Raw genomic sequence first — 17,113 nt, forward strand, 5'->3', positions numbered from 1 at the left:
ATGGTCCGAACGGCAGGCCGCTCACAACCCGCTCGGCACCAGCCCTGCCAGCCAGTTCGCGGACCGCTTGGCAATGCCGACCGTTGCCGACGCGACGCGGCTGAGATCTGTCTTGACCACGGCGTAGCCGTTCCTGGTGCGGTAGAGCACGCCTGTTCCGCCATCGACCACTTGCTCGTAGGCGACGGGCCGTACCGCTGCTGCCTCCATGGCCGTCGTCGGGGAGCCGACGGGAACGCTCGGCCGATGGCTCAGTTCCGGCGGCAACGGGGTTTGGACATTCCGGCTGGCCGGCTTCAGTTCCGGGCGGGATGCGGCCGCCGCCAGTTGCGAAGAAGACGCCGACCCCTTGCTGCGGCAGATGCCGGAGACCAGCGGATAGTCGAAGTTCTTCTGGTGCAGCATCTGGCTTTTCATCGCCGCTTCGCAGTCGGCGATAGTCGCCCACTTCGCCGGCGTCTCGCCGATATATTCGCAAAGCTTGGCGTCGCAGTCGCAGCCGACAATGGTCATGGCGACAAGGGCGGTCTTGATCACGGTCTTGTCCTTCGGATTGCCCCCCGGCAGCCAGTCCTTCCATCGCGCGCGAACAAGGCGGGATTTTGGCCGCGATCACGCGATGAGCCGGGGGATGCGTTTTTCGGGTACGGCTCACTATAGGTGGATTTCGAGACACCCGGTAGCAGATAGGGCGGGAGCGTGATGCATTTGCAGGAAGAAGCCTGAATAAATCTTGTCGGCTATGGCCGCGACAACTGTTTCTTGGCCCGGTTTTCTACTACGATACTCACGGGGCGATACAACAATATAGGAGGGGTTTGTCATGGGAAGAATTGTCCGGTCCGCTGAGCCTGTGCCGAAAAGGGATTCAACGCTCGAGGGCATTCCAGGCGATGCTCCGCTCGGCGTCGACGATGACAAGCAAGAAGATCAAGGATCGAAAGGCGGCGACGGCTATCTCGACCGGGTTGCGAAGTACGTGCCTGCCGAAGTCGTGGCATTTTTCATCTTCGTCAACTCCATCCTGGTCAATGCCACTGAGCAGCCGGTTGCCAAGGCGTTGACCGATGCGGTGGCGGAAGAGACCAAAGGCAATCCGGGGGACATTCCGGGTAAGGTGCAGGCAGCCATCTATAAGATTGAAATGGCCGGTATCAGCGTCTGGACCATTTCATGGATCATGTTGATCGTCGCGCTGGCGATGACGCCGGTGTATCTGAAATCGGTCAGCGATTCAGCCGACAATGCGGAGGCTCCGGGAGCCAACATCGTCATGTCGATGCTCGCCTTCCCATTCTGGGCCTATGCCGTCAACGCGCTGGCCCTCAGGCCATGGCATGACGGTGCGCTGGCCAGCATCATGCTCGCCACCTTCACGCTCATCAGCGGCGCCATACGGCCGGAATATATAAACGCTGGCCTCAATTTGATCCCGGGCATCGGCCCGAAGAAGTAGCTTGGCCCGCCGGGCAGGCCGCGGTGCAGGGCGCGGCTTCAGTTGTAGACGCGCTCCAGCCTCGCGCCTGCTTCGAACAGCGCCGGCAGCACGATGTGCAGCTTGCGCACGGCGACGATCAGCCCGGTGCGACGGGTGGCCGGATCGATCGGAACGGTTGGCTGAACAGCGCCCGGGCGCCTTCGGGCGGAGCGAAGTCTGCCGCCGAAAGCACGGTGAGCATGATCGCGTCATTGCCACCGATCTCGACGAAGGACACGCCTCTGTCGATCAGGCGCGGGATCATGTCGGTGAATTGCTGATCGCGCCTGGTGATGAAGATGGTTCCGTCAGCGCCGAAATCTCGTTCCAGCAAAGTATCGGCTTCTTCACGCGTCGCTTCGCCGACCGGACCTTGGCCCAAAAGACAGTCGGCGCCGGGATTTCTCCCAGCGCCTCCCTGTCAGATCAGGACACGGTCGCGGCAGCAACTTCCGCAAAGTCGTCGCGCCATGCCGGCCTTGATTTTGACGGTCCTGCCAGTCACCGCCCGAGGGCAGTGCCCGTTCCAGACCACGCCGTTCTCCACCCTTGCGAGCTTCGTTCGGCGCGCCATCGAAGGTTTTCGCCGTCCTTCATGGCAGCATCGGTCCGCCGTTGGCGTTCGCACGCTTTCCGCGGCCCCGTAGGTCTCGGCATCCGTCCCTCGAACAAGCAAGCCTGCTCTCGCTTCGGGCCGTACGGGCCTCAGGAAATCCGCCTTTTCGCTTTGCCTTTCGGCGTGGCGATCGGTAGCCGCCTGAGATGGTTAAACTTACGCGGGGTAAGGGTTTTGGGGAATGGGCGTGAGCCTGTGGATAACGGGATTATCGGGGATCGTTTGCCACAAAGCTCGGAATTTCGACTCCAGCTGCATTAGACAGCCCGCCCGCTTTTTGGCGCCTGATCGGCTGTGCCCCTTGCTCCGCCGGCTGGCGCGGGCTTCAATGCAGGCAAAGCATCGAGCCTATCGGCTCATGCGGGGAGGGTGCGCATTGAAAGTCGGGGTGGTGCTCAATCCGATTGCCGGCGGCGGCCGGCTGAAACGGCATTGGCCGGAGGTCGCCGCATCGCTGAAAAAGCATTTCGGCGAATTCGAGCTGCGCGAGACGCAGGCCGAGGGCGACGCCGAAAGGCTGGCGCTCGACCTCGCGGCAAGCGGCTTCGAGCTGGTGATCGCGGCCGGCGGCGACGGCACCGCCAGCGAGGTGGCCGACGGATTGCTGCAGGCATTCGATGAGAGCGGCCGGACAACCGAACTTGCCTTGCTGCCTTGCGGCACCGGCATCGATTTCGCGCGCGGACTTGGCCTGCCGAAAGAGGTGGATGCGGCGTTGAAGCGGATCGCCGAAGCCAAGGCGCGCAAGGTCGATGCCGGGCGCATCTGCTACATCGACGACCATGGCGCGCTGGCCAGCCGGCACTTCATCAATATCGCCAGCCTCGGCCTGTCCGGCGCCACGGACCGTGCGGTCAATGCCGACAAGCGCAAGGGCAGGATGTCGGCCAAGGCGCTGTTTTTCTGGCGCACCGTGGTCGAGTTCATCCGCTACCGCTTCCAGGACGTCAGGATCACCGTCGACGATGGCACCCCGGTCGAGGCGCGCATGGCGCTGGTGGCGGTCGCCAACGGAAAGTTCTTCGGCGGCGGCATGATGATCGCCCCGGACGCCGAACTCGCCGACGGCCAGTTCGACATCGTCATCCTGCGCGCGGCCGGCAAGCTGAAGCTGATCTGGGATATTCGGCTGCTCTATGGCGGCCGGCACCGCAACCATCCGGCCATCACCATATTGCGTGGCCGGAAAGTGGTGGTCGAACCTATCGGCGATGTCGAGAAGAACGGCGCGCTGGTCGACATAGATGGCGAGTCGCCGGGGCGTATACCCGCGACGTTTGAGATCCTGCCCGGAGCGCTGACGCTGAGACATTGAATCAAGGCGTTGAGGGATTGATTCAGGTGGTTTGAGCGGCGATTCCGGCGAACCGGCCAAGGGCCTGAATCGCAGGACATATCTACCCGGCTTAGCTTTCCAGCTTGGCTGGGAAACCGGGCGCGCGCAGATCCATGTCGACGGCATCCTCGAGCAGTTTGACGATCTGGGTCGACCAGGCGCCGCCGCCATATTCCTGTTTGCCCATCAGGAAAATCTCACTCACAAGCGGCGCCAGTTGGAGTGGCAGTCTGAACTCCCTGCCCATCGCAAGCGCAAAGCCGAGGTCCTTCAGTACCAGGTCCATGGTGAAGCCAATGTCGTAGGAGCCGTTGAGGATGAGCTGGCTTTCGGTCTCATGGACGAAGCTGTTGCCGGAGGAGGCGACGATGGCGTGGTAGGATTGCGCGAGGTCGAGGCCGCCTTGCTTGGCCAACATCAGCGCCTCGCCGGCGGCGACGAGATGGATGAAGGCCAGCATGTTGGTGATCACCTTGATCACCGCCGCCGAGCCGACCGGACCCATCAGGAACGACTTTGCGCACATCGCTTCGATGGCCGGACGATGGCGCTCGTAAAGCGCAGCATCGCCGCCGACAAGCGCGGTGATCTTTCCGACCGCGGCCAGATGCACGCCGCCGGTGACCGGGCACTCAAGCGTTTCGACGCCCTTGGCCGAGGCGAGGGCGGCGAGGCGCAGAATCTCGTCGCGGCCATTCGTCGACATCTCGATCCATGTGCCGCCCTTGGGCAATCCTTCCAGCAGTCCGCCGGGACCAGCCAGCACCGCTTCACTGACCTTGGGCGAGGGCAGGCATGTGATGGCGTTGCCGGCTAGCGCTGCCGCTTCAGCCGGGCTGTTCGCTGCGATGGCGCCGAGCGCAACCAGGCGCTCGACGGCGGCGGGATCGCGGTCGAAGACGGTGACGGCAAAGCCATTGCGGAGCAGGCTGGCGGCAAGGTTGGCGCCAAGGTGGCCAAGGCCGACGAAGGCGTAGTTTTCGCGCGTGCTCACGGCATCAACGGCATCTGCATCATCTGCAGATGCAAATCCTTGCCGGTGTAGGGATGGGCATCGCAGACCGCCTCGTTCAGCTCGACACCAAGGCCGGGCTCTTTCGAAGGGATGACATTGCCGTCCTGCCACTCGATCTTCTTTTTCAACAGCGTGGCATGGAAACCATCCCACTGCTTCAGCGATTCCAGGATGAGGAAGTTGGGCAAGGTCACCGCCAGCTGGATGTTGGCGGCGCCAACGATCGGCCCACAATAGCAGTGCGGCGCGATCTGGATGTGGTAGGCCTCGGCCATGGCTGCGATCTTCTTGGTTTCGAGAATGCCGCCGGAACGGCCGAGGTCCGGTTGCAGGATGGTGGCGGCGCGGTTTTCGATGATTCGGGCGAATTCGAACTTGGTCGTCAACCGCTCGCCGGTGGCGATCGGGATCGACGTGCCTCGCGCCACCTGAGCCATCACTTCAGGCATGTCGGGCGGCACCGGCTCTTCGAACCACAAGGGATCGTAGGGCTCGATGGCGCGCGCCATGCGCAACGCGCCCGACGCGGTGAACTGGCCATGCGTGCCGAACAGAATATCGGCGCGGGTGCCGACGGCTTCGCGGATCGCCTTGACCATGCGGGTGGAGACATCGATGTCGATCAGGCGCGGCTGGTGGCCGTCGAAGGCGGTGTAAGGACCGGCCGGGTCAAGCTTGACGGCGTTGAACCCCTGCTCGACATATTCGAGCGCGCAGGCCGCCGCCAGTTCAGGGTCGTTATAGACGTTCCTGCCGTCCGGCGCGTCTTCCGAATGGACGCTGCCGGTATGCGGATAGAGATAGGTGTAGGAGCGCAGCGTCTCGTGCACCTGGCCGCCGAGCAGTTTGTAGACCGGCTTGTTGGCTTCCTTGCCCACAATGTCCCAGCAGGCCATTTCCAGCGCCGAGAAACAGCCCATGCCGGTAACGTCGGGGCGCTGGGTAAATCCTGAGGAATAGGCGCGGCGGAAGAAGGTCTCGATGTCATGCGGATCGTGGCCGATCAGGTAACGCTCGGCCATGTCCTCGACCAGCTTCGCTGTTATGTGAGCCGAGAAGGTGGCGTTGTAGGCCTCGCCGTAACCGACGACGCCGCCATCGGTGGTCAGCTTGACGAAGATGAAATACTTGCCGCCGATGCCGGGCGGCGGGTTGCCGACTACCCAGGTCTTGACGTCGGTGATCTTCATTTTTGGTCCTCCAGAACCAGTTCGGCGCCCTTCCATCCGGTCATGACCGAGGCGGCGTTGGTGTTGCCGGTGATGTTGGCGGGAAAGATCGAGGCGTCGATGACACGCAGACCTGCGAGCCCGTGCACTTTCAGGCGCGGGTCGACGACGGCGGCCCCGGCGCCCGGCCCCATGCGGCACGTCGAGACCGGGTGATAGACGGTGCCTGAGCGCTTCCTGAAATCCTGGATCAGATCGGCATCCGATTGGATCGATGGGCCCGGCAAAACCTCCTCAGTGATGATCTCGGCCATGGCGGGCATCGAGGCTATCTTGCGCACGAATTTCACCGCCGCCAGCATCTCGTCGACATCGGCGTTGGTGGAATAGGCGTTGGCGACGATCCTGGGATAGTCCAGCGGATTGCTGGAGCGGATCATGATCTCGCCGCGGCTGGACGGGCGGCAGTTGGAGAGGCCGATGGAAAAGCCCGGCCACGGATCTGGCGTCAGGATCGGCCGCTCGCCGCTCTTCGGAATGACGGTCGAGAAAGCCTGGAAATAAAGCTGCATGTTGGGGCGCGAAAACGCCGGGTCGGATCGGAAGAAGCCGCCGCCATGGTTCATCGACAGCGACAGCGGGCCGGAGCGGGTGAGGATGTACTGCATGCCGACCAGCAGCTTGCCCCACCAGGGCCGCAGGATTTGGTTGAGCGTCGGCACGTTTCCCTTGAAGGTATAGTTGATGCCGACATGGTCCTGCAGATGCGCGCCGACATTTTCGTTGGCGTGGACGACCGGGATGCCAAGCCCCATGAGCAGTGACGAGGGGCCGACGCCGGAAAGTTGCAAGAGCTGCGGCGAGTTGATCGAGCCGGCGGACAGGATGACTTCGCGGCCGGCCCGCGCCGTCTTGGTCTCGCCGTTCTGCAGATATTCGATGCCGACGGCTCGCTTGCCCTCGAACAGGATCCTGCTCGCCAGCGCATTCGTCTCGACGCGGACGTTTTTGCGCTTCATCGCGGGGCGCAGGAAGGCGCGCACGGCCGACATGCGGCGGCCGTTTTTGGTGGAGATCTGGTAGGTGCCGACGCCTTCCTGGGCGGCGCCGTTGAAGTCAGGGTTGAGCGGCAGCCCAGCCTGCTGGCCGGCTGCGAGGTAGCGCCTGGTCAGCGGATGGACGGCGTTCGTCGTGTCGGTGATATGCAGCGGCCCGCCGGTGCCGCGCCATCTGTCGGCGCCGGCCTCATTGTCCTCAAGCGCCTTGAAGCCCGGCAACAGATCGTCATAACCCCAACCGGGATTGCCGGCATCGCGCCAGTCATCAAAATCCTCGCGCGCGCCTCGGATCCAGACCATGGCGTTGATCGAGCTTGAGCCGCCAAGCAGCTTGCCGCGCGGCCAATGGTCGACATTGCCGGCAAGGCCGGGGTCCGGCTCGGGCTTGTAGTTCCAGTTGACCGCGGGGTCGAAGAAAGTCTTGCCGTAGCCAAGCGGCATCTGGACATAGAAGCGGCGGTCGCTGCCGCCGGCTTCCAGCACCAGCACGGAGTAACGGCCGGAAGCCGACAGCCTGTCGGCGAGAACCGAGCCGGCTGAGCCGGAGCCGACGATGATGAAGTCATAGGTCTGCATGATTGGTGTCGGCGGCTCCGCAAAACTGGCTGCAGCCTATCCGCGGCAGGCTTCCGAAGTCGCGGTGCCTTCCGGCATGCGTTGTGAAAAATGCGACCGTGAGACGCCTGGCCGGAAAAGCTGCCATGGAACCGACATTGCGCCGGGAGCCTCGCCCGTCGCGTTGACCTCTTGGGTCCATGACGCTAGGGGATCGAGGGCAATCGTTTCAGGGGATCCGGCAGATGGTGCATTACGCGGACGGACGGCCGATCGGCGATCTGACCTTGCGTACGCTCGCCATGCCGGCCGATGCAAATGCGGCCGGCGACATCTTTGGCGGTTGGGTGATGGCGCAGATGGATCTTGCCTGCGGCATCCGTGCGGCCGAGCGGGCCAAGGGTCGCGTGGTGACGGCGGCTGTCAAGGAAATGTCCTTCGCCAAGGCGATGAAGATCGGCGACACGCTGTGCATCTACACCCATGTCGAGCGCGTCGGCCGCACCTCCATGACGCTCAAGGTCGAGGCCTGGGCGCAACGCTACCTCTCCGACCTGATGGAGAAGGTCACCCACGCCGATTTCGTCATGGTGGCGCTGGATAGCGACGGCAAGCCGAAGCCGATTCCAACCGAAAGTTGACATCGTCGATTCTGCCAAGCTTGCGCTTATGTAACATCCCCCGCGCGGGCGATGCGCTGCGCGACATCCAATGGTTGCCTTCACATCCGATTCTGCGGGCGGCGGAGGGAAGACAATGCGTCAACACATGCTGAACGGCTGGCTCGTGGCGGCCCTCGTCGCGGTGATCTGCCTGCTTGGCACGACCGCTTATACCGAGATCAGGAAAGAGCTTCCAAGCGTTGCCTGCACGCACGACCGGACCGTTGGCAACGAGCGGACTGCCCAGCGGTCTGCAAGGGTAGAGACGTGCGGCGCAGTGTGTTGCAGCAACCCTGCGTCAAAGGCCTGAGGGCCCGTCAGCGGAAGACCTCGTCAGCCTCAAAATGATGATGCGCCGGCGAACGAAACGCTGCAGCTATGTCGCCATGGCGTGACCAACGATGCAAGGGCGGATCCAGTTAAACCCGGGTACGCGTCGTGGACGGCAAAATCCGTAAACTATTGCTGAGCAACGGTTTTCAGGCGTGCACGCCATCGAATCTTTCACGCGCCGCCTGGACCCGCGAGGTGTTCTTCCGCGCCCATTCGCCGAGCGCGCCGACCGGCACCAGCAGCTCATGGCCGAGCTCCGTCAGCTCATAGTCGACGCGTGGCGGGATGGTCGGGAACACGGTTCGGGTGACGAAGCCGTCGCGCTCAAGACCGCGCAAGGTGGTGGTCAGCATCTTCTGCGAAATGCCGCCGACAGCGGCGCGCAACTCATTGAAACGCAGCGGTCCGCCGCCCAGCTTGCCGACGACCAGAACGGTCCATTTGTCGCCGACGCGCTGCAGGATTTCCGAGACGGCGCGGCAGTCTTCGGTGTTGTGCGGGTGCCTCAGTAACATAACGGTGCCTCCTTGCGCTGCCATTTGTCAGTATCTCATATAGCGCCGGTATCCAAACGATACCAGCTTTTGCATATATGGAGAGCCCCATGTCCAAGCCCAAAATCGCCATCGTCGTCGGTTCGACACGCGCCGCGCGTTTCGCCGATGTGCCCGCCCAGTGGATCGCCAAGATCGCGAAATCCCATGCCGACATCGACGTCGAGACCGTCGACCTGCGCGACTGGCCGCTGCCCTTCTTCGACGAGGTCGCCTCGTCCGCCTGGGCGCCGTCGCAGAACGAAGTTGCCCAGCGCTGGCAAAAGAAGGTCGCCGAATTCGACGGCTTCATCTTCACCGCCGCCGAATACAATCATGGCCCGACGGCCGTGCTGAAGAACGCCATCGATTACGCCGCCAATGAATGGAACAAGAAGCCGGCCGGTTTCGTCGGCTATGGCAGCGTCGGCGGCTCGCGCGCTGTCGAACATTTGCGTCTTGCCGCGGTCGAATTGCAGATGGCGCCGGTCAAATCCGCCGTTCACATTGCCTGGAGCGATTTCCTGGCGGTGCGCCAGGGCGAGAAGAAGCTCGAGGAGATCGAGCATCTGAACCAGGCTGCCACGGCGCTGGTCAACGACGTTGCCTGGTGGGCCCGCGTGCTCAAGGCAGCGCGTCAGGCCGACGCGATTGCCGGCGAAGCCCAGGCGGCCTGAGCCTTATCCTCCCAAGGACCGATGATTTTTCCAAAGGGCGGCGTTTGCGCCGCCCTTTTTCATTCACGTGAAGAGGCGCTCTCGGCTCCCTTGGCCGGATGGTGGAGTCGGACCGGCAAGGTCGCGCTGATGCCTTGACGATCCCGCGCGAAGGATCGCCGCCTGTCACAGCCAACCGCCGGAAAACCCGGCCCGGCGCAGTCCTGTGGTGATGGCCGGCACGCGGCGCATCAATCGCCACAGGAAGTCGGACCGGTAGTTCTCGATCATCAGGGCGATCGGCCCCTGGTTGATGCCGACATGGTCCGGCGATACCCAACCGCAGGCGCGGCCGTCGTCGGCAGCGATCGTCGGGTTGAAGCTCGCGGTGAAGCCGTAAGGGTTGCCGTCGCGCAGGTCCATCTCGTGGAAATGGCGCAGCGCCGGCAGCACGATTTCCGGCGCAAAAGGCAAGGAGGCGATTGCCGCCCATGGCGACAGCGTGCCGTCATCGGGGCCAAACGGTGCGCCGCGGGCGAGATAACCGAAGAAGCGGCGTCCATCGGCTCGCCGCGCGATCGGACCTGGGCCGTCGCTGGCGGTGACGCCCCAGCAATTCTCGCCATAGCCCGCGAACCCCCTCGGATTGCGGATTGCGTAATCGCGCTGCAGATACGTCGCCTGGCGGCTGTTTTCGAAATAGTCCCGGTCGTGATCGCGCATGAAGGCATCGCGGATGTCGCGAAAATCGATCCAGATATGCGAGAACTGGTGGATGAAAAGCGGGCCGGCATAGACCATCTCGCGGCCGTAGATGGTCTTCCATTTGTAAGTGGACAGCCAGGCCGCGTAGCTCTCGGGAGTTAGCGAGTGGGTCGGCGAACCGAGACCCAGGACGTACAGGATCAGCGCCTCGTCAAATCCTTCCCAGCGGTAGCGGAGAAAGCCTTTTCCAGGCCGCCAGCCATGGGTGACGGTGGCGCCGCCGTTCTGCGCCCAGCGCCAGTCGGCACGGCGGTAGAGCGCATCGGCAAGCTGGCGGATTTCCAGTTCGAGCTCATCGTCCTCGTCGAAATAAGCGCCGGCGGCCAGAACACCGGCAAGCAAAAGGGCGGTATCGATCGTGGACAGTTCGCAATTCCAGACGCGGCGGCCGGTCTTCATGTCGAGGAAATGATAGTAGAAACCCCTGTAGCCGGTGGCATCGGGCTCCGGCCCGTGCGGGGCGTTCCAGAAGAAGCGAAGCGTGGCGAGCGTCCGCTCGATTGCGGCATCGCGCGTCATGAAACCGCGCTCGACACCGACGGGATAGGACGACAAAGCGAGCCCGACGGCGGCTATGCTGGCAGGCGACGCCTGCGTGTTGCGGTCGGCGACCAGGCCGTTGGCAGGGTTGGCCTCGTTGAGAAAATACTCGAAGGACAGGCGCTGGATATCTTGGAGAAGCTCGTCGTTTAGCGCGTGTTCGTTCGATGCATCCATGACAATCGATATAGAGGCTTTGGTTGCTTTTGCCATTCTTCCAGCGGATCAATCATGGGTGAGGGCAGGCTGGGGCCGATAGCGAAAGGCGCTGCCGACGCACCGAATTCAAATCGAGGGGCTGCGAAGATCGGTTGGACCGCCATATGCACGGCCCTGCCATCTGGCCTGGCCGTCCTCCCCTGATATATCCGGCTGCGATCCATCACATGAGCATGCCCCGTGAAGTCACCCAGCCTGTCAGGCGTCGTTTCCCCCATGACCCCGGTGCTGGTCTGTGCACTTGCGATCTTCCTTCTGTCCGCCATGGATGCGGCGATGAAAATCCTGGTGATCGCCGTCGGTGTCTACAACACGGTGCTGTGGCGAAGCATGCTTGCGAGCGTGGTCGCGGGCACGGCCTGGGCGGCGGGGCCGCGTTCCCTTCCCACGCCTTCCGTGCTGCGGCTACACGCGCTGCGCGCCGTGATCGTGGGCATCGTTCTGCTGTCGTTCTTCTGGGGCCTTGCCAGATTGCCGCTAGCGGATGGGATCGGGCTTAGTTTCGTCGCGCCGCTGTTCGCTCTCCTGCTGGCGGCGCTGCTTTTGGGCGAACGCATACAGCGCCAGGCGATCTGGGCGTCGCTGGCGGGCATCTCCGGCGTCGTCATCATCATGGCCGGACAGTTCGGGCAAGGGAACTATACCGGGGATGCCCTGCTTGGCACGGTGGCGGTGCTCGCATCGACGGTGTTCTACGCCTACAATCTGATCCTCTCGCGGCGGCAGGCGCTGGTAGCCAAACCAGTCGAGATCATGCTGTTCCAGAACCTGTGCGTTGCCGCCGTCCTTCTCCCCGCCGCTCCCTGGCTCGCGGTTGCCCTGCCGGGCAATCTCTGGCTTCCACTGGCCGGGGTGACGGCGCTGTCGCTCTCCGGCCAGTTCCTGATGAGCTGGTCCTACGCGCGGGCCGAAGCGCAATATCTAATCCCGACGGAGTATTCCGCCTTCATCTGGGCGATCGTGTTTGGCTGGCTGTTCTTCGACGAGGCGGCGACCTGGACCACGCTGGCTGGAGCGGCCCTGATCGTGGCCAGTTGCCTGATCGCCTCGCGCTCCAATCCGAAGCTTGCCGAACCGATTGAAGCCGCGGTCTGAGGGCGCTATTCGCTTTGACGGCAGAGCGTCAACGCACCACTTCGCGATGGCCGCTGGGCAGCCGGGTGGCGATCAGCTTGTCGATGCGGCGGCCATCGAGGTCGACGACCTCGAAACGCCAGCCTTGCGCGTCGACGCATTCGCCGGTCGTCGGCAGATGGTGCATGTGCGACAGCACATAACCGGCGACGGTCTCGTAATCGCGATTTTCCGGCAGGTCGATACCGAGAACGTCAGCCATCTCGTCGGCTTGCATGTATCCCGCGAGCAGCCATGAGCCGTCCTCGCGCTTGACGGCGTTTTCCTCGTCGCCGGCGTCGGTATCGGCCCGGAAGACGCCGGTGATGGCCTCGAGAATGTCGGCAGGCGTGACGATCCCTTCGAAATGGCCGTATTCGTCATGCACCAGCGCCATCGGCACGTCGGATTCCTTCAGCTTCTGCAGCACATCCAGCGCGTCGGCCTGATCGTAGACGATGGGGGCGGCGCGCACATGCTTGCGCGGATCGAGTGCGCGGCCGGCAAGCAGGGCGGCCAGCACGTCGCGCGTCTGAACAACGCCAACCATGACGTCGACGCCGCCATCGCCGGCCGGCAGGCGCGAATGCTGGGTCTCCATCAAGAGCTTGCGGATGGCACCCTCATCGGACTGCAAATTGATCCAGTCGACCTCGGTGCGCGGCGTCATCACGGCGCGCACGGCGCGATCGCCGAGCCGCATGACGCCGGCGATCATGCGCCGCTCGTCAGATTCGATGGTGCCGTGGTGCTCGGCCTCGGCGACCAGCATCTTGATCTCTTCGTCGGTGACTTTTTCCTCGCTCTCGCCGCGCTGGCCGAGCAACCACAATATGGCGCGGCCGGAAATGTCGAGCAGGAACACCAGCGGCGCCGAGACGGTGGCGAGGATGGTCATCGCAGGCGCCGCGCGGGCCGCAACACGCTCGGGATCGCGCAGCGCGATCTGCTTGGGCACCAGTTCGCCGACGATCAGCGAGAAATAGGTGATGATCGCAACGACAATGCCGACGCCGAGCGGATCGGCGATGTTTTCGCGCATGCCGGTCGAGGCCAGGTACACCGACAGCCTGTCGCCCAGCGTGGCGCCGGAGAAGGCGCCCGACAGCACGCCGACCAGAGTGATGCCGATCTGCACTGACGACAGGAATTTGCCGGGATTGGAGCCGAGCGTCAGCGCACGCCCGGCGCCATTGACGCCCCGGTCGATCATCGCCTTGAGCCGCGCCGGGCGCGACGACACGATGGCGAGCTCGGACATCGACAGAAGGCCGTTCACACAGATGAGGACGACCACGGTGGCGATTTCGACGTATAGCATCAGGGCTCAATAGCATTGCGGCGGGCCGCAGGAAAATAGTCCGCGATGATTTTTGGAAAATGACAGTGGTTCAGGGGAATTGCCTGAGCACCCCGACAACAGCCTTGCCGTCGGTGAAATAGGGATCGCCGCCGCCGTTGCGTCCGGTCCTGGTGGCGCCGATGCCCGGGATGTCGCTCACCGAGATCACCATGCCGGCCGCCGACAGGTCGTGGATCACGAGATCGCGCTCGGCGTCGATGTCAGGGGCGATATGGTGGGTGATGGCGCCGGTATCGTGGCTGAGACCAACGCCGCGGTCGAAGCTGGCCGAGCCCATCCAGAGCGTTCGGCCGTCGTCGCCGGTCGCATCGCTGCGCCAGAAGCGGACATGATGGCGCCGGTCGGCGCTGCCGCCGACCGGCTTTTCGAAGGCGAGATCCTGGGCGCGGCCTTCGAACAGCAGCCGGCTGACCGGGGCGTCAGGATAGGGATGGTCGAACAGCACGCTCTCACCGATTTCGATCGCGGTCTTTAGCGTCACGCCATCGGCCGTATCCCATCCGGCCATGGCGAAGGCATGGACCATCTCTTTTTCGGTACCGACAAGGCCGATATTGATCGGGTCGCCCGGAATGCCTTGCGGCGTGTGTGTCACCATCTCGAAAGTCTGCGTGCGAAAGCCGCGGTCGCGAACCGTCCAGAATTCCGGCGCAGCGACATAGGCGAGGGCCAGCCAGACCGCCAGAAGAGCGGCGAGCCAGGTCAATGCGCGTCGTTGCAGGCTTCGTCGGCTCATGAAAGCGGCTCGATCCGTGCGGTATCTGTGCCTGACGGACCCTGAAAATCAATGGCCAGCGGCGAGCAGCCGTTCTATCGTCGGCCATCGTTTTTGCGTGGGGTGAGCAGCAATGGATAAGAAGCCGGTGGGTCGCAGCTCGATGGCATTGACCGCGGACCTTGTCGCAAGGGTCGAGCGTGTCGAACCGGATGCGGGTCCCGAGCCCGGAACAACCGAGCATACGGACGCGGAGTTCGATAGTCTTGTCGAGCAACTTCTGTCGGAGCATCGGCCTGAAGCGCTATGGGTCTTTGCCTACGGGTCGCTGATCTGGAACCCCGAATTCGCCCATGTCGAGCAGCGCCCGGCCACGGCGCCAGGATGGCACCGCTCGTTCTGCCTGACGCTGACCCGTTGGCGCGGAACCCGTGATTTGCCGGCGCTGATGCTGGCGCTCGATCGAGGCGGCAGCTGCAACGGCATCGTCTATCGGCTGCCCGCGGAAGACCATGTCGGGCAACTTGGCCAGTTGATGCGCCGCGAGATCGATGCCAACCCGCCGACTAACGTGCCATGCTGGATCAAGGTCAAGACCAAGGATGGGCCGTTGCGGGCCTTGGCTTTCGTCGCCGCGCCAGACGGCAGGGCCTATGCGGGCCGGCTGCCATTGGAGCAGGTTGCCGACACGCTGGCGCGGGCTGCCGGGCATTGGGGCTCGTCGGCTCAATACCTGTTCCGAACCGTCAGCAAGTTGGAAGAGAGCGGTATCCGCGACAGGAACCTTTGGCGCATCCAGGATCTGGTGGCCGAGCAAATCATCGCTTCCACCGGGAACGCCAATCCCGACTGATTTCTGAACGGTGAAACGCCTTAGCGGCAGGCGCGGTAGCCGCTTTTGCGGTTCTTGATGTCGAAATGGAAATGGTTGCGGTGATCGTAATTGTAGCCGGGACCGAGCACGGTGGTGAAATACTGGCAGCCGTCGGCGCGCACATTGTTGAGGAAACCGCGGGTGCGGAAGGCAAACAGGCCGGGCTTGCGCACGTCGATGTCGTCGCCGTTGTTGAGCTCGATGCTCATGACGTCGAGGGCGTTTCCCTTGCCGTGCTCGGACAGGACTCCTTCGCCGGCGATGTTGCGGCAGGAATAGCTTGAGCCCTGGTGGATGGTCTTGACGCCCGAGAAATAGCGCCAGCGGGCGGAAGGAACCAGTTCGTTGCTGGTCCAGGCGGCGAAACTTGCGGCCATGTCGCAGGTCAATGTCGCGGCGGGCTTCATCTGGATGCCGCCGATGGCGGAGACCTTGACCGGCCAGTCTATGCCGCACTGTCCCTCATGGATCGGCTGGACATCGGTGTAGACGACGCGAAGGCGCTTCAGCTCGCCACGGCAATCGGTTTCGCTGGCCGGCATCTGCTGCGGCTCCGACATCGGCTCGTCCATGCGCGGATAGGCGGCAGTCATATAGGGATTGGACGGGACGAGCTTCTGCATGCCTTCATATTGCGGCACGGCCGCGGTCTGCGAGCCGACATCGACGGCCGGCTGCAGCGACAGCACGCTGCCAGTGTTGCAAGCCGAAACGGCGGCCAGCGCAAGACCGGTGGCCAGTATCGCTGCGCTTTTTGCCTTCGCGGCGGCGCGAAATATTGCGGCCATGGGCGGAATCCTGTCCTTGATCGATGGGATTTTAACGATCAAGGGTAAAGGAAAACTCAGCGTCCACGTTCATGCCTGCGGCCGAAATGCGGCAGCCAGACCATCACCGGCATGACGATCACTGGAGGGCCATTACTGGCAGAAAGTGCCACCATTCCGGCGCGGTTCGAGATCGAGATGGAAATGCAGGGAATGGTCCGGGTCCGCGCCCGGCCCAAGCACGGTCTTGAACGGTCCGCAGGCGGCCTTGCGCACCGCATTGAGGAATTTGCCGTCCTTCTCGGGCGGCGTTGGACCGACTTCGACCTTTCTGCCATCCGACAACGTGAAGCTGGCAATATCGAGCGCATTGCCGAAGGCATGTTCCGACAGATGGCGCGTGCCGTTGCGCGGCCGGCAGACAAAGGCCGATGCCTGGTTGATCGATTTCAGGTCGGCGCCGAACTCGGCTTTCGCCGCAGGCTGGATGATTTCGGCGGCAAAGCGGGCTGCCGCCTCGGCCATCGGGCAGTTGAGTTCGGTCGTGGGTCCGATGGCGATGGATTTTCCGAGCGACTTCAGCACCAGGGGATAGGGGATCGAGCAGCCGATGTCGGGATTGCTTTCCGCCTTATGCTCCTCGAATTCGACACCAAGGGCCATCAGCCGCTCGCGACAGGCGACTTCCGCCGCCGGCATTTTTGCATCGGGCACATCGGCCGAGCGCGCATCGGGCAGCATCTTCTTGTCGCCGGCATCGGGTTTTTCAGGTGGTTGCGGAGCAACGGCCAGCGGCTGAGCTTCAGGTTCCGAAGTGTCTGGCTTTTGTGTCGGAATCGGCACCGCGGCCGGCGGCTCGGGCTCGCTTTGCCTATCGGTCGACGGCTTCGGGGCTGACGGTCCGGGCCGCGCCTGCTTTTTAAAACGGGACTTTTCTTCGTTGAATCGATCGTCATTGGACCGGTTGGGCGCGCCAAGGGGGTTCGGACCTTCGGCCTTTTGCTTTTCGATCGGTGCCGCGCCGGTCTTCGGCGCCTCTGAAGGACGCGCCTCGGGCAGCGGGACAACGCGCGAGGGCTGCACCGGAACATCGGCGGGCGAGGGCTTTTTATCCGGGGTCTTTTGTTCCACCTGCTTTGGCGTGATGTGCCGCTTTGGACTGGGCTTCTGGCGGTGTTTGCTGCGCGGCTTAGGATGCGAGTCGACCCGCGGTGAAAACAGCTGCTCCAACCGCTGTGACAGCGGCGTGTAATGCTTCTTGCGCTGTTTGGCGTCGGCTTGCGTCAGCAGGGGCGTCAGCAGCAGAGCCGTGACGACCATGACCAGTGCAACTCTGCATGTTCGGGA

The 17,113-nt window shown here is 63.3% G+C and carries 17 protein-coding genes; 6 read left to right on the top strand and 11 right to left on the bottom strand.

The genetic code is table 11. The annotated features are described in order from the left end of the window. Nucleotides 1–21: 21 nt before the first annotated feature. Nucleotides 22–537 carry a hypothetical protein gene (locus NKI15_RS19540; RefSeq protein WP_023728220.1) on the bottom strand — a complete coding sequence of 172 codons (516 nt, stop codon included), beginning with the start codon at nucleotides 535–537 and terminating at the stop codon, nucleotides 22–24. A 286-nt stretch (nucleotides 538–823) separates the two neighbouring features. On the opposite strand from NKI15_RS19540, the gene NKI15_RS19545 reads away from it, so the two are divergent. After that, nucleotides 824–1,456 carry a hypothetical protein gene (locus NKI15_RS19545; RefSeq protein WP_155923215.1) on the top strand — a complete coding sequence of 211 codons (633 nt, stop codon included), beginning with the start codon at nucleotides 824–826 and terminating at the stop codon, nucleotides 1,454–1,456. 118 nt (nucleotides 1,457–1,574) lie between these two features. Here NKI15_RS19545 and NKI15_RS19550 read toward each other — a convergent pair whose 3' ends face one another. Then, nucleotides 1,575–1,811 carry a hypothetical protein gene (locus NKI15_RS19550; RefSeq protein WP_023733333.1) on the bottom strand — a complete coding sequence of 79 codons (237 nt, stop codon included), beginning with the start codon at nucleotides 1,809–1,811 and terminating at the stop codon, nucleotides 1,575–1,577. Between the two features lie 658 nt (nucleotides 1,812–2,469). Between NKI15_RS19550 and NKI15_RS19555 the strand changes: the two genes are divergently transcribed. Then, on the top strand, nucleotides 2,470–3,408 hold the full coding sequence (locus tag NKI15_RS19555) for a diacylglycerol/lipid kinase family protein (RefSeq protein WP_352513936.1): 939 nt from the start codon (nucleotides 2,470–2,472) through the stop codon (nucleotides 3,406–3,408). A gap of 91 nt (nucleotides 3,409–3,499) precedes the next feature. On the opposite strand, the gene NKI15_RS19560 is transcribed toward NKI15_RS19555, so the two are convergent. Genes NKI15_RS19560 through NKI15_RS19570 form a run of 3 tightly spaced genes read right to left on the bottom strand, consistent with a single transcriptional unit; the run spans nucleotide 3,500 to nucleotide 7,247 of the window. Beyond that, nucleotides 3,500–4,423 (bottom strand): NAD(P)-dependent oxidoreductase, encoded by a 924-nt coding sequence (locus NKI15_RS19560; protein WP_352513935.1) that lies wholly within the window; start codon nucleotides 4,421–4,423, stop codon nucleotides 3,500–3,502. Beyond that, on the bottom strand, nucleotides 4,420–5,634 hold the full coding sequence (locus NKI15_RS19565) for a mandelate racemase/muconate lactonizing enzyme family protein (protein WP_352513934.1): 1,215 nt from the start codon (nucleotides 5,632–5,634) through the stop codon (nucleotides 4,420–4,422). The genes NKI15_RS19560 and NKI15_RS19565 overlap by 4 nt, the downstream gene beginning before the upstream one ends. Next, entirely contained in the window at nucleotides 5,631–7,247 is a 1,617-nt protein-coding gene (locus tag NKI15_RS19570) for a GMC family oxidoreductase (RefSeq protein WP_352886626.1), read from the bottom strand. Before NKI15_RS19570 ends, NKI15_RS19565 begins: the two co-directional genes overlap by 4 nt. A gap of 224 nt (nucleotides 7,248–7,471) precedes the next feature. On the opposite strand from NKI15_RS19570, the gene NKI15_RS19575 reads away from it, so the two are divergent. After that, the gene (locus NKI15_RS19575; RefSeq protein WP_023671995.1) at nucleotides 7,472–7,867 is read left to right on the top strand and encodes an acyl-CoA thioesterase; all 396 of its coding nucleotides are present in this window, start codon (nucleotides 7,472–7,474) and stop codon (nucleotides 7,865–7,867) included. A gap of 500 nt (nucleotides 7,868–8,367) precedes the next feature. Here the strand turns inward: NKI15_RS19575 and NKI15_RS19580 are convergent, their stop codons facing one another. Next, the gene (locus NKI15_RS19580) at nucleotides 8,368–8,736 is read right to left on the bottom strand and encodes a winged helix-turn-helix transcriptional regulator (protein ID WP_023683744.1); all 369 of its coding nucleotides are present in this window, start codon (nucleotides 8,734–8,736) and stop codon (nucleotides 8,368–8,370) included. An 89-nt stretch (nucleotides 8,737–8,825) separates the two neighbouring features. Between NKI15_RS19580 and NKI15_RS19585 the strand changes: the two genes are divergently transcribed. Beyond that, a complete protein-coding gene (locus NKI15_RS19585; RefSeq protein ID WP_023671992.1) occupies nucleotides 8,826–9,431 on the top strand; it encodes an NADPH-dependent FMN reductase in 606 nt (201 codons plus the stop codon). A 165-nt stretch (nucleotides 9,432–9,596) separates the two neighbouring features. Here NKI15_RS19585 and NKI15_RS19590 read toward each other — a convergent pair whose 3' ends face one another. Next, nucleotides 9,597–10,892 (bottom strand): glucoamylase family protein, encoded by a 1,296-nt coding sequence (locus tag NKI15_RS19590; protein WP_023724933.1) that lies wholly within the window; start codon nucleotides 10,890–10,892, stop codon nucleotides 9,597–9,599. A gap of 258 nt (nucleotides 10,893–11,150) precedes the next feature. On the opposite strand from NKI15_RS19590, the gene NKI15_RS19595 reads away from it, so the two are divergent. Then, on the top strand, nucleotides 11,151–12,029 hold the full coding sequence (locus NKI15_RS19595) for a DMT family transporter (protein ID WP_352513932.1): 879 nt from the start codon (nucleotides 11,151–11,153) through the stop codon (nucleotides 12,027–12,029). A 28-nt stretch (nucleotides 12,030–12,057) separates the two neighbouring features. On the opposite strand, the gene NKI15_RS19600 is transcribed toward NKI15_RS19595, so the two are convergent. Together NKI15_RS19600 and NKI15_RS19605 are read right to left on the bottom strand one after the other, a co-directional pair. After that, nucleotides 12,058–13,368 carry a hemolysin family protein gene (locus NKI15_RS19600; protein WP_023741090.1) on the bottom strand — a complete coding sequence of 437 codons (1,311 nt, stop codon included), beginning with the start codon at nucleotides 13,366–13,368 and terminating at the stop codon, nucleotides 12,058–12,060. Nucleotides 13,369–13,438: 70 nt separating this feature from the next. Continuing rightward, nucleotides 13,439–14,146, bottom strand: coding sequence for an LssY C-terminal domain-containing protein (locus tag NKI15_RS19605; protein ID WP_286440051.1), 708 nt, complete (start codon nucleotides 14,144–14,146; stop codon nucleotides 13,439–13,441). A gap of 112 nt (nucleotides 14,147–14,258) precedes the next feature. Between NKI15_RS19605 and NKI15_RS19610 the strand changes: the two genes are divergently transcribed. Next, entirely contained in the window at nucleotides 14,259–14,978 is a 720-nt protein-coding gene (locus NKI15_RS19610; RefSeq protein ID WP_023683748.1) for a gamma-glutamylcyclotransferase, read from the top strand. Nucleotides 14,979–14,998: 20 nt separating this feature from the next. Here the strand turns inward: NKI15_RS19610 and NKI15_RS19615 are convergent, their stop codons facing one another. Together NKI15_RS19615 and NKI15_RS19620 are read right to left on the bottom strand one after the other, a co-directional pair. Next, complete coding sequence (locus NKI15_RS19615) at nucleotides 14,999–15,787, bottom strand: extensin-like domain-containing protein (protein ID WP_023683749.1); 789 nt, start codon at nucleotides 15,785–15,787, stop codon at nucleotides 14,999–15,001. 132 nt (nucleotides 15,788–15,919) lie between these two features. After that, complete coding sequence (locus NKI15_RS19620) at nucleotides 15,920–16,996, bottom strand: extensin-like domain-containing protein (protein WP_023741091.1); 1,077 nt, start codon at nucleotides 16,994–16,996, stop codon at nucleotides 15,920–15,922. Between the last annotated feature and the right edge of the window lie 117 nt (nucleotides 16,997–17,113).

The organism is Mesorhizobium sp. M0862 (assembly GCF_040319795.1).
Lineage (GTDB): Bacteria > Pseudomonadota > Alphaproteobacteria > Rhizobiales > Rhizobiaceae > Mesorhizobium.

Excerpts from the sequence above, each read along its gene's own strand:
- NKI15_RS19545 (WP_155923215.1), top strand. The coding sequence starts at position 824 with ATGGGAAGAATTGTCCGGTCCGCTGAGCCTGTGCCGAAAAGGGATTCA.
- NKI15_RS19565 (WP_352513934.1), bottom strand. The coding sequence starts at position 5,634 with ATGAAGATCACCGACGTCAAGACCTGGGTAGTCGGCAACCCGCCGCCC.
- NKI15_RS19570 (WP_352886626.1), bottom strand. The coding sequence starts at position 7,247 with ATGCAGACCTATGACTTCATCATCGTCGGCTCCGGCTCAGCCGGCTCG.
- NKI15_RS19575 (WP_023671995.1), top strand. The coding sequence starts at position 7,472 with ATGGTGCATTACGCGGACGGACGGCCGATCGGCGATCTGACCTTGCGT.
- NKI15_RS19580 (WP_023683744.1), bottom strand. The coding sequence starts at position 8,736 with ATGTTACTGAGGCACCCGCACAACACCGAAGACTGCCGCGCCGTCTCG.
- NKI15_RS19585 (WP_023671992.1), top strand. The coding sequence starts at position 8,826 with ATGTCCAAGCCCAAAATCGCCATCGTCGTCGGTTCGACACGCGCCGCG.
- NKI15_RS19590 (WP_023724933.1), bottom strand. The coding sequence starts at position 10,892 with ATGGATGCATCGAACGAACACGCGCTAAACGACGAGCTTCTCCAAGAT.
- NKI15_RS19595 (WP_352513932.1), top strand. The coding sequence starts at position 11,151 with ATGACCCCGGTGCTGGTCTGTGCACTTGCGATCTTCCTTCTGTCCGCC.
- NKI15_RS19600 (WP_023741090.1), bottom strand. The coding sequence starts at position 13,368 with ATGCTATACGTCGAAATCGCCACCGTGGTCGTCCTCATCTGTGTGAAC.
- NKI15_RS19605 (WP_286440051.1), bottom strand. The coding sequence starts at position 14,146 with ATGAGCCGACGAAGCCTGCAACGACGCGCATTGACCTGGCTCGCCGCT.
- NKI15_RS19610 (WP_023683748.1), top strand. The coding sequence starts at position 14,259 with ATGGATAAGAAGCCGGTGGGTCGCAGCTCGATGGCATTGACCGCGGAC.
- NKI15_RS19615 (WP_023683749.1), bottom strand. The coding sequence starts at position 15,787 with ATGGCCGCAATATTTCGCGCCGCCGCGAAGGCAAAAAGCGCAGCGATA.